This window comes from Syntrophorhabdales bacterium, assembly GCA_035541455.1.
Lineage (GTDB): Bacteria > Desulfobacterota > Syntrophorhabdia > Syntrophorhabdales > WCHB1-27 > JADGQN01.
Map to the genome: position 1 here is coordinate 23,345 of DATKNH010000101.1, position 12,616 is coordinate 35,960.

The following is a 12,616-nucleotide window of genomic DNA, read 5'->3' on the forward strand; positions in this document are numbered from 1 at the left end:
TTAGCCGGTTTCCCTTTTAGCCGTTAGCCCTTTTGCTCGCCTTCGTCGGTTCCCTTCAGCATCAGCCGGGCAACTGTTCTGGCCAGCGCCACCGGATCCTTGGGCTTGGAACCTTCGAGCAGCAGGGCCTGATCATAAAGGAGGCCGATGTATTCATCGAGAAGAGGGCTCTTCTTATCCTTTTCAAAGATACTGTTCATCATTTCGAGGAGCGGGTGGTCCGGATTTACCTCGAGAATCCTCTTCCCTCCGGGAACCTCCTGCCCCATGGCCCTGAGTATCTTTTCCGTCTGCGGGTCAAGATCGCCCGTATCGGTCACCAGGCAGCATGGCGAATCCTTGAGCCTTCCGGAAAAACGCACGTCTTTCACATCGTCCTTGAGTCTCTCTTTGATGACGTCCAGGAGCTTCGTGTATTTCTTTCTTGAAGTTGCTTTGTCTGTGGAATCGCTTTTCAGATCGATGTCGCCGCGGCTCACTGATTTCAAATGCTTGCCTTTGTATTCAAGGCCGCCCATCACCACATCATCGATCTCGTCCAGCATGATGAGCACTTCGTAATCTTTATCCCGGAAAGCTTCCAGATAGGGGCTCCTGAGCGCCTCGTCCAGAGAAGAGCCCGTAATATAATAGATCTCCTTCTGATCTTCCTTCATGTTTTCCGCGTACTTCTGGAAGGTCGTATACGAGTCCTTCTCTGTCTTTGTCGATGGCAGAAGGAGAAGGTCGGCAATGGGCTCCCTCTTTGCGAAGTCAAAATAGACGCCCTCTTTCAGGATCCGCCCGAATTCCTTGTAAAACTTGAGATACGTTTCGTAGTCCTTCTCCTTCATCTCGGCCAGCGTGTCGAGCACCTTTTTTGTCACATTGGTCTTGATGATTTCCACCTGGCGGTTCTGCTGCAGCAGCTCTCGCGAAACATTGAGGGGCAGATCCGACGAGTCGATGACACCTTTGACGAACCTCAGGTAAACCGGGATAAGCGCCTCGCAGTTTTCCATAATCTGCACCCGGTTGACGTAGAGCATGGGCCCTATTTTGTAATCGCGGTACAGGATATTGAAGGGCGCGTGTGAGGGTATGTAGAGGAGCGCGCTGAACTCTGATGTGCCTTCGGCCCTGTAGTGAATGACGGTGAGCGGGTCCCCGAAATCGTGAGAGACATGACGAAAGAACTCGTTGTACTCCTCCTTGGTGACTTCTGATTTATCCCGTAGCCACAGCGCCTTCCGGGAATTGAGCGTCTGCTCTTCCTTCACTTTCACCGTTTTGGTCTTGTCGATAGTGCTCGGTTTGTCCCGCTCGACTTCCATGACGATGGGATGCTCGATGAAGTCGGAATACCTGGAGACTACGTCCCTGATCTCCCATTCGTTGAGATAGGTCTTGTCTTCATCTCTCAAATAGAGCGTGACGTCGGTTCCCTTTGTCGCTTTATCTACATCTTCCACACTGAAAGAGCCTTCGCCTTTCGATTCCCATTTCACGCCCGGTGTACCTTTTTGCCCTGCGCGCCGCGATGTCACAACAATCCTGTCGGCTACCATGAAGGACGCGTAGAAGCCCACGCCAAACTGGCCTATGAGGTCAGGGTTGTCCTTGAGGTTCTTCTCCTTGAGCGCCTTGAGAAACTCTTTTGTGCCAGACCGGGCAATGGTGCCTAGTGCTTCGACAGCCTCTTTTTTTGTCATGCCTATGCCGTTGTCACTCACGGTGAGCGTGCCCGCGTCTTTATCGGCCGATATTCTGATTTTCCAGTCCCCGTCATCTTCCTGGACATCTTTGTTGGTAAGGGATTCGTAGCGCGCCCGGTCGATCGCATCCGACGCGTTGGAAATCAGCTCCCTCAAGAAAACCTCTTTATGCGAATAGAGGGAGTGAATGACCAGGTTGAGTAGTTCTCTTGCTTCTGCCTTGAATTCCAGTGTCTGCGAACTCATGCTATTTCCTCCGATGAAATGGTGGTACAGCGAAATGCAACAGTAGTAATATAATGCGAATTGCCGCAGCAGGCAAGAGGCGCAGGAATGGGCAGAGGGCTATACTTTTCCTTGACAGGAGAAGGGGTGAGATGATTCCTATGCCAGAGAGAAGCGATCTTCAGGAGGATATCCGATGGATGAACCCCATGTACTCTACAGGGTTGAGCGGAAAGTCGCAATAATCACCCTTAATCGACCAAAGGCCAGGAACGCCTTCAGTCCCTCTATGATCAGCCTGTGGCTGCACTCACTTGAAAAGGCAAGGGCGAACCATGATGTGCGCGTGATCGTCCTGACCGGCAAAGGCGATACCTTTTGCTCCGGCGGCGATATCAGGGATATGGCAGAGGGGAAACTCAAGTCGTGGGATATGAAGAAATTTCTCTGGGAAGGTGTTCATCGAATTGTTCTGGCCATGGAAGACATGGACAAGCCCGTAATTGCCGCGATTAACGGCGCTGCTATGGGGGCCGGGTTGGATATGGCGCTCATGTGCGACCTGCGGGTCTGTTCCGAAACGGCAAAGCTCGCCGAATCCTACATAATGATGGGGCTTGTCCCCGGCGATGGAGGTGCCTATTTTTTGCCCCGGATTGTCGGCCTTCCCAAGGCGATGGAACTTTTGCTTACCGGGAACGCGATAGATGCCGATGAGGCGTTGAAAATGGGCCTTGTCAACAGGATTGTGCCGCACGATCATGTGATGTCGACGACATTGGAGCTGGCCAGCCAGGTAGCGAGTCGGCCGCCGCTCGCGGTGCGCATGATGAAACGCGCCGTGTATCAGGGGCTGACTAGCACTCTGCGAGCTCATCTTGACTACGTCTCCTCGCAACTTGCCCTTCTTTCGGAGACGAGAGATCATCAGGAGGCCGCACGCTCCTTTCTGGAGAAGCGCAAACCGGTGTTCGAGGGAAGGTGAGAAGAGCAGGTCCGGGAGGGTCCAGGGGCATGGGTCATGGGTCCTGCGTAATGCGACTGGCTCAACACAGCGTAGTGCTGGCTTGACTTCGAACCGGCAAACGTCTAATTTTTAGAGGAGTACCAGAAGCGCTAAAAAGCGACAAGAACAATCAAACTGATCTGATGAGGCATGTTATGATTCGAGCGAAGTTGTGGTTTCGGTGCGCCGCGATGCATGACCCGGTCACACCCACCTTGCTTCGTCCCGCGTTGATCGGCTGGGAAGCAAAGAAACGACGCGTGGACCTTGCTATCGAACGCGCCTTTAGCGGCGAAGAGCTCGTGAAGCGCATGAAAGGGTGGGTCACGACAGACCCTCTCCAGGTGATCGATATTGTGAAGAGATATGGAAGGCTGAGAGTGCTTGACGAAGCCGAGTTGGTGATAGAGATGGAGCAGCCTGAGGGGTTTGATGCTTTGCAACAGGCACTCAAGGAGGCCTTTCAGGGTGAGGTTGATATAGAGCAGGTCAAGAAGAAAGGTTGAACTGAATAGAGAAGGAGTCAGACATGGATGTGTCGCAGGCTGTCAGGGAAAGAAGAAGCATACGGGCGTTCAAGCCTGATCCTGTTGCCCAGGAGCAGGTTGAAGAAATCCTGAGAATCGCTACGTGCGCACCTTCGGCAATCAACCTGCAGCCATGGGAATTCACGGTTGTCCTGGGTGAAGAGCGTGAAAGGCTGAGCCGCAGGCTTATCAAAGCGTACAAGGAAAAGCAGATAACGTGCGCCCCGGGAAACGTCAAACCGCTTCCTTCGGAAGTGATCGCCCGAGGCGTGGAGGCAGCGGAAGGGATGAAGCCCTTCCTCAGCGAGAAGGGTATCGAATTCAACCAATTTGTCAACGAGGGGAGCTGCAACTTCTACGGTGCGCCTGTTGCGATAATCATCTGCATCGATAAGGCTTTCTCACAGAGCAACTACGTGGATATCGGCATCGTATTGGGGTATCTCCTGCTGATTGCGCACAGTGCAGGCCTTTCTACCTGCCCCATCGGTCTCATTACTGCCTACAGCGACGAGATCAAAGACGAACTCGGTATTCCGGAGACCAAAAGTGTGATTATCGGTGTGGCTATGGGTTTTCCTGAGGATGACGATCCCATCAACCGATTCAAGTCGTCACGCGACGCTATCGACAAATTCGTGAGATGGATAGATTAAGAGAGTGTGACGAGTTACAAGTTACGAGTCACGAGTTACAATTCAATTCAAATTCTGCTATTTTTTGTCCAGGTTGAACTTTGCTTTGAGCAGATCGCCTAAGCTTCCGAGGCTTCCCGAGGCCTTCTCCTGGCTCCTGACCGAATCCTGGTACTGTTTGAATTCTTCCTGGGCAACTTTCTCCTCGAGGCCGATACGACTCAGTGAGATTTTGCCTTTCTCTGTGTCGACCGCCTTAACGAGCACCTGCATTTTCGTGCCCTCAGGGAACATGCGACTGTGGTTGGTCCCCTTCGGTGTCCCTACTTCCGGATTCGGCAAAAGCCCTGAGAGACCGCTGTCCAGCTTGATGAATATGCCGAATGACATAACCCTGTCCACTGAGCCTTCCAGCACTTCACCCACCTCCGGCAGGGCCACATCTTCCTTGGCCACTCTCGGCTGCAAAGAGAGCGAGATCCTTTTGTTCGCCGGGTCGACGGCGGTCACATACGCTTCTACCATCTGGCCCACTTCAACAACATCTTTGGGGTGACGTATACGCCTTCCACCGCCAAGGACAGAAATGTGAATGAGCCCATCGATACCCTGCTCCAGGTTCACGAACGCGCCGAACTGAGTGAGGCGCACGATGACGCCACGCACCTGGTCATCCACGTGGTAGCGTTCAGCCATGCTCTCCCATGGATCGGACTGCAGAGCCTTTAGACTCAGTGTGACCCGCTGCTTCGCCCAGTCTATCCCTATGATCCTGACCCGTACTTCGTCGCCTGTTGAGAGCAGGTCTTCCGGTTTTTCAACCCGGCCCCAGGCCATCTCGCTGACAGGTATAAGCCCATCAACACCGCCCAGATCAACAAAGGCCCCGAAACTCTGTACAGAGCGCACCTTGCCGGTCAGTTCGGTTCCCACTGTGAGACTTGCCTTGAGCTTTTCGATCTCTGCATCGCGCTGCTCTTCCAGAAGGGCTCGCCGGGAGAGAATGATATTCTGGCCGTCTTCCTCGTACTCGAGAACCTTAAATGGAAGGGTCTGACCAACGTATGAGCCGACGTCGCGCGCTCCTTTAAGATCTATCTGCGAAAGGGGGCAGAAACAACGCACGCCTCCGACTGAAACCTCGAAGCCGCCCTTCACTTCCGATCTTACCTTCCCGCTGACAGGCAAACCAGCTGCATGAGCATCCCTGATCTCTGCGAGGGTGAGTGTCGAATAGCCGCGAATCTTGGTGGTAAGTTTTCTGACGCCGTGCTGCACGGAAACGAAAAAGGCCTCGATCTCTTCGCCCTGCTTCACCGTACATGTTCCGTCATCTGTTGTTAATTCGGCAAGGTCGATCACTCCCTCACTCTTTCCCCCGAGGTCGACGTAGACTGCGTCGTTGACAACGCTGATGACGCGTGTTTTAACCTTCTGGCCGGGCTCCAGCCGGCCCGGCAAATTGCTTTGCTTTGTAAATAGTTCTGCGAAGCTCTCTTCCGGTTCGTTCGCGTTTTCGGACGCGGTCATTTCAAGTGCCGTTGGTTCCATAGTATCCTTCTCCATATGCAGACTGCCTCTCCACTATTCTTGCGCGTGGATTATATCTCAAGGCTTGTTTTGCAGGATTCTACCGAAAGCCACAGGTTGGGTGCGGAACTTTCGACGGCATAGTTTACTATTTTCTCCTCCTTCTGTCCACAGATAATGTGTTCAGAGCCGAGGGCCGCACAGCCAGATCACTGCACGGCCTTTCCTTCGGGTCGCCCAGCCTGGTACCCGCCGGCCGAGTTAACGCTCAAGTGGCTGCCGGTTGCTCTCTTTTGTTCTGGCAGATGAGATAGATCTCGGAGCTGACACCGCGGGAAGCAGACGGCTTGAACATCGATACGCGGCCGAAGATAGTTTCAAGTTCTCTGATAGTCGGCTTCAAGTCTTCGCTGAAGAACGATTTGATGATGAAGGTACCTCCTGGCCTAAGCCCTCTCTGAACCACTGCCAATACAGCGCCAAAGAGTTCGGCGATACGCGCGTTATCAACGTCACGGATACCGGAGAGGTTTGGTGCTATGTCGCAGGTAATCACGTCGAAAGATGGGATGGAGAGACTCGCCAACAGTTCGGCGACATTCAGGGTTCTGATATCCGATTTTGCGGCCCTGAGATTCTTCTGCGGTAAAGGTGCGATGGGCAGCAGGTCGATTCCCTGGACAAAACCCTTCTCGCCTACCAGCCCCGAGATCACCTGCAGCCAGCTCCCAGGCGCGCATCCCAGGTCAAGGACCTTGTCGCCCTGGCGCAGTGCACGATACTTCTGTTGTATCTCTTGGAGCTTGTACGCGCTTCTGGCCCTGAAGCCCTCCTGCTTGGCTTTCTTGTAGAATATATCTTTGACAACAAACCTGCCCATGATTCCTGTGCCTACTTTTAACTTCTTTTATCGCTTTCGATATTGTACACCGATTCCTAGCCAGATCAATGAGAGCTGCCTGAGCGACAACGAAGGTATCCGCCTGAAGACTAATCGGTATCAGTTGTTGCTTATTACCTTTGCCCGCGCCATAATGTATGGGTGTCTTATGCGAATACTTCTCATCGAAGATGACGTCAAGATCGCGTCTTTTATCATCAAGGGATTAAAAGCTGCAGGCTATGCAATCGACCACGCGACCGATGGTGAGATGGGTCTCCACCTCGCCCTTACCGAACCCTACGATGCGGCTGTCATTGATATCATGTTGCCAAAGCTGGACGGTTTGTCGGTCATTGCGGAGATGCGGAAAAAGAAGGTGGCGACTCCGGTCATCATCCTGAGCGCCAGAGGGTCGGTCGATGACCGCGTGAAAGGCCTGCAGACAGGGGGAGACGATTATCTTACTAAGCCGTTTGCCTTTTCAGAGTTGCTTGCACGCGTCCAGGCGCTGATACGCAGGGCAGGCGGCATATCCGAACCGACTCGCCTCAGCGTGGGAGACCTTTCCATCAACCTGCTCACGAGGGAAGTCACGAGGGAAGGCAAGATGCTCGAACTTCAGCCTGCTGAATTCTCCTTGCTTGAATATCTTGTTCGTAATGCAGGACGCGTCGTATCGAAGACCATGATCATGGAGCACGTGTGGAACTATAATTTTGATCCGCAGACAAATGTCGTCGAGGCGCGAATCTGCAGGCTCAGAGACAAGGTGGACCGGGATTTTCCGAAAAAGTTGATTCAGACCATACGGGGAGTTGGCTATGTCCTCAGGGACGCCTAGGTTGCGAAACCGACTCGCCTTCCGTCTCACGCTCTGGTATGCGGGGATCTTCACCCTTTGTTCCTGCATTGCTTTTCTGCTGTTCTATACGCTTATCACGTCCGTCATCCGGGACAGGACGAATCAGGAACTCGCAGGGCAAGTGAGGAGATATGCGGCAGCGCTTGCTTCGGAAGGAATCGAGGAAGTCGCAAGAACTGCAGTGATCGAGACACAGGCCGCCGGCGTGCGAAAAGTATTTTTTCGCCTGCTCTATGCTAACGGCGTTGCTTTTTCATCGTCCAACATGGAGTACTGGCAGGACATCAGCATAAGCGCTGCTGCAGTTCAGCAGCTGTTGGGCGGCGCTGGTCCTGTCTTTGAAACCGTGGTCATCCCATCCCGCAGGGACGAGGTGCGTGTGCTCTATGCGATGCTCAGTCCCACGATCATCGTGCAGGTGGGAGAAGTCATGGAGAACTATTCGCGATTCCTCGATGCTTTCAAGGGGATTTTTGTCACCACCATGGCTTTAGTGATCGTGCTTGCTGCCGGTGTCGGTTGGTTCATGGCCAGGCGCGCAGTGTCGGGTATAGAGGCTGTGACGCGTACGGCAACGATGATATCAGAGGGCGCCATCGAAAAACGGGTGCCGGTGAAAGAAAGGGGCGACGAGGTCGATCAGCTCGCCGTGACCTTCAACCAGATGCTCGACCGCGTCCAAACGCTCCTCACCGAACTGAAGGAGATGACCGACAATATAGCCCACGACCTGAAAAGTCCGATTACCAGGATACGCGGGGCCGCCGAAGTGACGTTGACCACAGGCAAATCGATCACCGAATTTGAATCCCTGGCTGCGAGCACGGTTGAGGAATGCGATCGGCTGCTGGAGATGATTAACACCATGCTCCTGATTTCGAAGACTGAGGCGGGTGTAGATAAGCTCAAGTTCGAAGAGGTCGATGTGGCGCGGGTTGTTCGGGATGCGTGCGAGCTTTTCCAACCCAGCGCAGAGGATAAGAACATAGGTCTGCACTGTGATACTCCGGAAAGAATCTCATTTTACGGGGATGTGTCGATCCTGCAGCGCATGCTTTCAAACCTTCTGGACAACAGCATCAAATACACTCAGCCCGGCGGAGAGGTGAAAGTGGTGGTTGCCGAAAACGAGAAACATGGAGTACTGATCTCCGTGTCCGACACCGGCATCGGCGTCACCGCTCCTGAACTGCCGCGCATCTTCGAGCGGTTTTACAGGGGCGATCGCAGCCGCTCACAGACGGGCACCGGGCTGGGTCTGAGTCTGGCGCGGGCTATTGCGAGGGCTCACGGTGGAGATATAACGGTCACGAGCGCGCCAGGCCAGGGAAGCACATTTACAGTCAGTCTGCCCGGCCATTGAACCTGCCTTTTTAACATTACCGTTCTGTAATCTTCCCGTAATCTTCCCATCAGCTTCAACGGTTAAAATGTTTTCAAGATAAGAGGCTGATCGCAGCCAACAACAAAAAAGGAGATTGGAGATGGAGCGGGTGAACAGGTTTGAAAAGTTCTTAATTACGTTGGTTATAGCTGGGCTTATGACAGGATTCGGGTATGGCGTCTCGAAAGCAGTGAAGACGTCGGATACTGCGGTCTCGGCGGCAAAAGGGACTGATGCACCGGTCATGGTGCCGGGAAACTTCGCGGAGCTTGCAGAGAAGGTTCGCGACGGCGTGGTGAACATCCAGGCGTCTAAGACCATCAAAGGCGGCGGTCGCGTCTTCCGCCACTTCTTCGGAGGCCCTTCGGGGAGGCAGAATCCGTTTGAAGATTTCTTCGGCGGCCCCGGGGATGAAGGCTCATCTGAAGGAGTTCCGCAGAAGAGCCTCGGGTCAGGCTTCATTATTGACGGTGAGGGTTACATAGTGACTAACAATCACGTGGTCGAGAACGCAGATGAGATCAAGGTCAAGCTCGCCAGTGGCAAGGAGTTCGAGGCGAAGGTAGTCGGCAGGGACCCCAAGACAGACCTTGCATTGATCAAGATCAAGAGTTCCGAGGCTCTGCATCCTCTCGCCATGGGTAATTCGGACGAGTTGAAGGTTGGGAGCTGGGTCGTCGCGGTCGGCAGTCCTTTTGGATTGGAGCAAACGGTTACCGCAGGTATTGTCAGCGCGAAAGGCAGGACGATCGGCGCAGGCCCCTATGACAATTTCATCCAGACGGATGCATCGATCAATCCCGGGAACTCCGGTGGTCCGCTGATCAACACCAAGGGTGAAGTGATAGGCATCAATACGGCAATCATCGCTTCGGGACAGGGCATCGGTTTTGCGATTCCCGTGAACATGGCTAAGAACGTGGTTCCGCAGTTGAAGGATAAAGGGAAGGTGACAAGGGGATGGCTCGGTGTGAGCATTCAGGAGGTCACGGATGAACTGGCCAAGTCCTTCAACATCAAGGACAAACAGGGAGCTCTCGTTGCAGAGGTATTCAAGGACAGCCCGGCTGAAAAGGCAGGTATCGAGCAGGGCGACGTCATCGTTGAGTTCGATGGAAAGCAGATCAAGGAGTCAAAGGACCTACCGCAGGTGGTTGCCTCTACTCCCATCGGAAAGAGCGTTTCCGTGAAGGTCTCGAGAAATGGAAAGACGATCTCGAAGGAACTGAAAGTTGCAGAAATGGAGGACAAAACAGTTGAACTCGCCAAGGCGCCTGCCGGCAAGAAACTGGGGATCGGTGTGCAGAACATCACCCCTGACATCGCGCAGGCCCTCGGGCTGAAAGAGAGTGCCGGCGTCGTGGTCACGCAGGTTGAACCGGGAAGCCCGGCGGAAAATGCGGGCATACGGCAGGGTGACGTTATCCGTGAAGTGGACCGGAAGCCGGTGAAGGACGTTCGCAGTCTCATGGATCAGATAGCAAAGGCAAAAGACAACGAGAGCATACTACTTCTTGTGCAAAGGGGAGGCAACAAAATGTTTGCGGCGGTCACGCCGAAGTAGGCTACAGAACCACCCCGCAGCAGGCGCCCGGCTGGCCGGGAATGCATCCCCCCTCCCGCGTTTCCCGGTCCGGTTGGGCGCCTGCAATAAAGCAAATCCTGAATTCCAAGCGCCAAATCATAAACAATTTCGAATTTCAAATATTCCAAACGATTTTTTTATTCTATGACCGAACTCGTGGGTTCAGGGATTCTTGACATTAGAACTTGTTTGAAATTTGGACAGTAGATTCCCACGGGCAAGCCGGGTACCCGCGGGATTTTCCACGGGTGTTACTCACATCACGCGTTCTCGCAAACAGTGAATGTATTCACCCATGCTTGAGAGCGTGATTTTGTCGCTCCCGTCAGCGCGAGCGAGGGTAGGGTGGGTTAGGCGGGTTCTGTTTGAAGGGATCGACCAGAACGCCCTCTTTTTCTTCTTCCTTCTTCTCAAAAGACTTCTTCACAAAGAAGAGCAGGGCGTCACGGACGAACGACTCATCGCGAAGACCATCAACAATACCTTTGAAGGCGTCGAACTCCTGCGCGGCGTGGAACAGGTAGGCATAGTCTTGCAGTAGTCGCTTGAGCAAGCGAAGGGCCGACCTGAGCTTGTCGGATACAACAAGGTCATTAACGAACGCCTGGCGCCGTTCTTCGACGACGTGAGGCGGGAGCACAATGGACGAAGGATTGATGGCGCCATCCAGCTCCTTCTTATCGCTTTCCATGCTGTCCCATGCGAGCATGAATGGTTCCACCAGCGGGTCCGAAAGGATTGCTTGCAGACTTCTGGACCTGGTCTCGTCCGGTACCGGCAGGTTGGATATGTCATCCGGTTTCTGGACCGGGCCCTTGAGACCGGCCATGAGGGGCTTGAGACTTCTCAAGTCATCTGCGTGTGAGCCTGAAATGGCGGAAGCCTCCTCCAGCAGAAAACTGGCGTACTTTGGAGCAATGTGCGCAAGTACCATAGGGCGCGTTGCTCTCTCGCGGTAATCCTGCAGGATCGCATCCAGCTGGTTTCGGGGGAGAGGCATAGCGGCCAACTCGATGAGACCTTTTGAAAAGTGGGAAACAGCATGGATGAAGAGGAACTGCTTCTTCTTGATCTCGAAAGCGAGGAGCACCACTCTCGTATCTTCGGGGTCGTAGTTGGAGAGAAAAGCCATCTGTTCCCGCACCGTCTCGACCTTTCTGAGAACAGACTCACCTGAGATCTTCGGCTCTTCCACACGGATCCCCTGAGTCTTGAGCAAGAAGAGCAGCTTCTTTATCGACTTCTGCAGGTCACGCTCGGGCGTGACATCCAGTATCTTGCTGAGGAATAGCGCGACCCGCTCACTTCTTGTGACGCCAATTTTCTCCAGGAGAGTGGTTTTCTCCTGCGGAGTGAGGCTGATGTAGGTATCTACGGCGGCGCCGACGTCACCGCCGCTACGGAGGTATTGAAGAATCTCTTCCATGCGGCATTGTTCCATAGGTACAGGTGGGAAGTCAACAAGGACAAGGCCGAATCTATACGGATGCTGGCGGATACGCACAGCCGGGAATGCGTACGGTGTAGGTTACGCGCGCGTAGGAGAACACTTGAAAGACTAGCGATCAGTGATTATTTTGTATACAAGGGTCATTTCGGGGACACACTTGTAAAGGAGAATGTTATGAGGTGGGATAAGTTTACCATTAAGGGGCAGGAAGCAATAGAAGAGGCCAGAAAGAAGGCGGAACAGCTCGGGCATCAGGCCATCGAAGCCGAGCATTTGCTCTATGCCCTTGTAAGTGATAAAGAGGGGATTGTTGTTTCAGCGCTGGAAAAGCTTGGAGCCAGCCCGGCAGCGATAAAGGGTGAGCTTGAAAAAGAGTTCACCAGAATGCCGAAGGTGTCGGGTGCTGGCCAGGTCTATCTCGGGCCGGGCCTCAACAAGGCAATTGAGATCGCCTTCTCAGAAGCTGAGAGGCTTAAAGACGAGTATGTGAGCCTCGAGCATCTGCTTATCGGAATAGCAGACCTTAATCAGGGAGCCGCAGCCGGCATCTTGAAGAGTCAGGGTGTGACGAAAGACCGGATATACGCGGTGCTTAAAGACATACGGGGATCGCAGAGAATCACGGACCAGGCGCCGGAGGAGAAGTATCAGGCTCTGCAGAAGTATACTCGCGACCTCACGGAAGAGGCGCGGAAAGGAAAACTCGACCCGGTTATCGGACGGGACGAGGAGATCAGGCGGGTGATGCAGGTGCTCTCAAGGAGGACGAAGAATAACCCTGTCATCATCGGCGATCCAGGTGTCGGTAAGACTGCTATCGTTGAAGGGCTCGCGC

The 12,616-nt window shown here is 53.7% G+C and carries 11 protein-coding genes; 7 read left to right on the top strand and 4 right to left on the bottom strand.

What is annotated here, in order from left to right:
• Positions 1-23 precede the first annotated feature (23 nt).
• A complete protein-coding gene (gene htpG / locus VMT71_10620) occupies positions 24-1,940 on the bottom strand; it encodes a molecular chaperone HtpG (protein ID HVN24413.1) in 1,917 nt (638 codons plus the stop codon).
• A 175-nt stretch (positions 1,941-2,115) separates the two neighbouring features.
• Here htpG and VMT71_10625 point away from each other — a divergent pair, with 175 nt between their 5' ends.
• From VMT71_10625 to VMT71_10635, 3 genes are all read left to right on the top strand, one after another.
• Positions 2,116-2,904: an enoyl-CoA hydratase-related protein gene (locus tag VMT71_10625; protein HVN24414.1), complete on the top strand. Its 789-nt coding sequence runs from the start codon at positions 2,116-2,118 to the stop codon at positions 2,902-2,904.
• A 176-nt stretch (positions 2,905-3,080) separates the two neighbouring features.
• On the top strand, positions 3,081-3,431 hold the full coding sequence (locus VMT71_10630; protein HVN24415.1) for a hypothetical protein: 351 nt from the start codon (positions 3,081-3,083) through the stop codon (positions 3,429-3,431).
• A gap of 23 nt (positions 3,432-3,454) precedes the next feature.
• Entirely contained in the window at positions 3,455-4,108 is a 654-nt protein-coding gene (locus VMT71_10635; GenBank protein HVN24416.1) for a nitroreductase, read from the top strand.
• Between the two features lie 57 nt (positions 4,109-4,165).
• Here the strand turns inward: VMT71_10635 and rpsA are convergent, their stop codons facing one another.
• On the bottom strand, positions 4,166-5,638 hold the full coding sequence (rpsA, locus tag VMT71_10640; GenBank protein HVN24417.1) for a 30S ribosomal protein S1: 1,473 nt from the start codon (positions 5,636-5,638) through the stop codon (positions 4,166-4,168).
• 247 nt (positions 5,639-5,885) lie between these two features.
• Positions 5,886-6,497 carry an RlmE family RNA methyltransferase gene (locus VMT71_10645; protein ID HVN24418.1) on the bottom strand — a complete coding sequence of 204 codons (612 nt, stop codon included), beginning with the start codon at positions 6,495-6,497 and terminating at the stop codon, positions 5,886-5,888.
• Positions 6,498-6,666: 169 nt separating this feature from the next.
• Here VMT71_10645 and VMT71_10650 point away from each other — a divergent pair, with 169 nt between their 5' ends.
• The 3 genes from VMT71_10650 (at position 6,667) to VMT71_10660 (ending at position 10,310) form a co-directional block, all read left to right on the top strand.
• Positions 6,667-7,341 (top strand): response regulator transcription factor, encoded by a 675-nt coding sequence (locus VMT71_10650; GenBank protein ID HVN24419.1) that lies wholly within the window; start codon positions 6,667-6,669, stop codon positions 7,339-7,341.
• A 1-nt stretch (position 7,342) separates the two neighbouring features.
• Positions 7,343-8,725: an ATP-binding protein gene (locus VMT71_10655; protein ID HVN24420.1), complete on the top strand. Its 1,383-nt coding sequence runs from the start codon at positions 7,343-7,345 to the stop codon at positions 8,723-8,725.
• A 121-nt stretch (positions 8,726-8,846) separates the two neighbouring features.
• Positions 8,847-10,310 (top strand): DegQ family serine endoprotease, encoded by a 1,464-nt coding sequence (locus VMT71_10660; GenBank protein ID HVN24421.1) that lies wholly within the window; start codon positions 8,847-8,849, stop codon positions 10,308-10,310.
• 346 nt (positions 10,311-10,656) lie between these two features.
• Here the strand turns inward: VMT71_10660 and VMT71_10665 are convergent, their stop codons facing one another.
• Entirely contained in the window at positions 10,657-11,757 is a 1,101-nt protein-coding gene (locus VMT71_10665; protein HVN24422.1) for a hypothetical protein, read from the bottom strand.
• Between the two features lie 198 nt (positions 11,758-11,955).
• Between VMT71_10665 and VMT71_10670 the strand changes: the two genes are divergently transcribed.
• On the top strand, positions 11,956-12,616 hold a 661-nt coding region (locus tag VMT71_10670; protein ID HVN24423.1), incomplete at its 3' end, for a Clp protease N-terminal domain-containing protein.

Excerpts from the sequence above, each read along its gene's own strand:
- htpG (HVN24413.1), bottom strand. The coding sequence starts at position 1,940 with ATGAGTTCGCAGACACTGGAATTCAAGGCAGAAGCAAGAGAACTACTC.
- VMT71_10625 (HVN24414.1), top strand. The coding sequence starts at position 2,116 with ATGGATGAACCCCATGTACTCTACAGGGTTGAGCGGAAAGTCGCAATA.
- VMT71_10630 (HVN24415.1), top strand. The coding sequence starts at position 3,081 with ATGATTCGAGCGAAGTTGTGGTTTCGGTGCGCCGCGATGCATGACCCG.
- VMT71_10635 (HVN24416.1), top strand. The coding sequence starts at position 3,455 with ATGGATGTGTCGCAGGCTGTCAGGGAAAGAAGAAGCATACGGGCGTTC.
- rpsA (HVN24417.1), bottom strand. The coding sequence starts at position 5,638 with ATGGAACCAACGGCACTTGAAATGACCGCGTCCGAAAACGCGAACGAA.
- VMT71_10645 (HVN24418.1), bottom strand. The coding sequence starts at position 6,497 with ATGGGCAGGTTTGTTGTCAAAGATATATTCTACAAGAAAGCCAAGCAG.
- VMT71_10650 (HVN24419.1), top strand. The coding sequence starts at position 6,667 with ATGCGAATACTTCTCATCGAAGATGACGTCAAGATCGCGTCTTTTATC.
- VMT71_10660 (HVN24421.1), top strand. The coding sequence starts at position 8,847 with ATGGAGCGGGTGAACAGGTTTGAAAAGTTCTTAATTACGTTGGTTATA.
- VMT71_10665 (HVN24422.1), bottom strand. The coding sequence starts at position 11,757 with ATGGAAGAGATTCTTCAATACCTCCGTAGCGGCGGTGACGTCGGCGCC.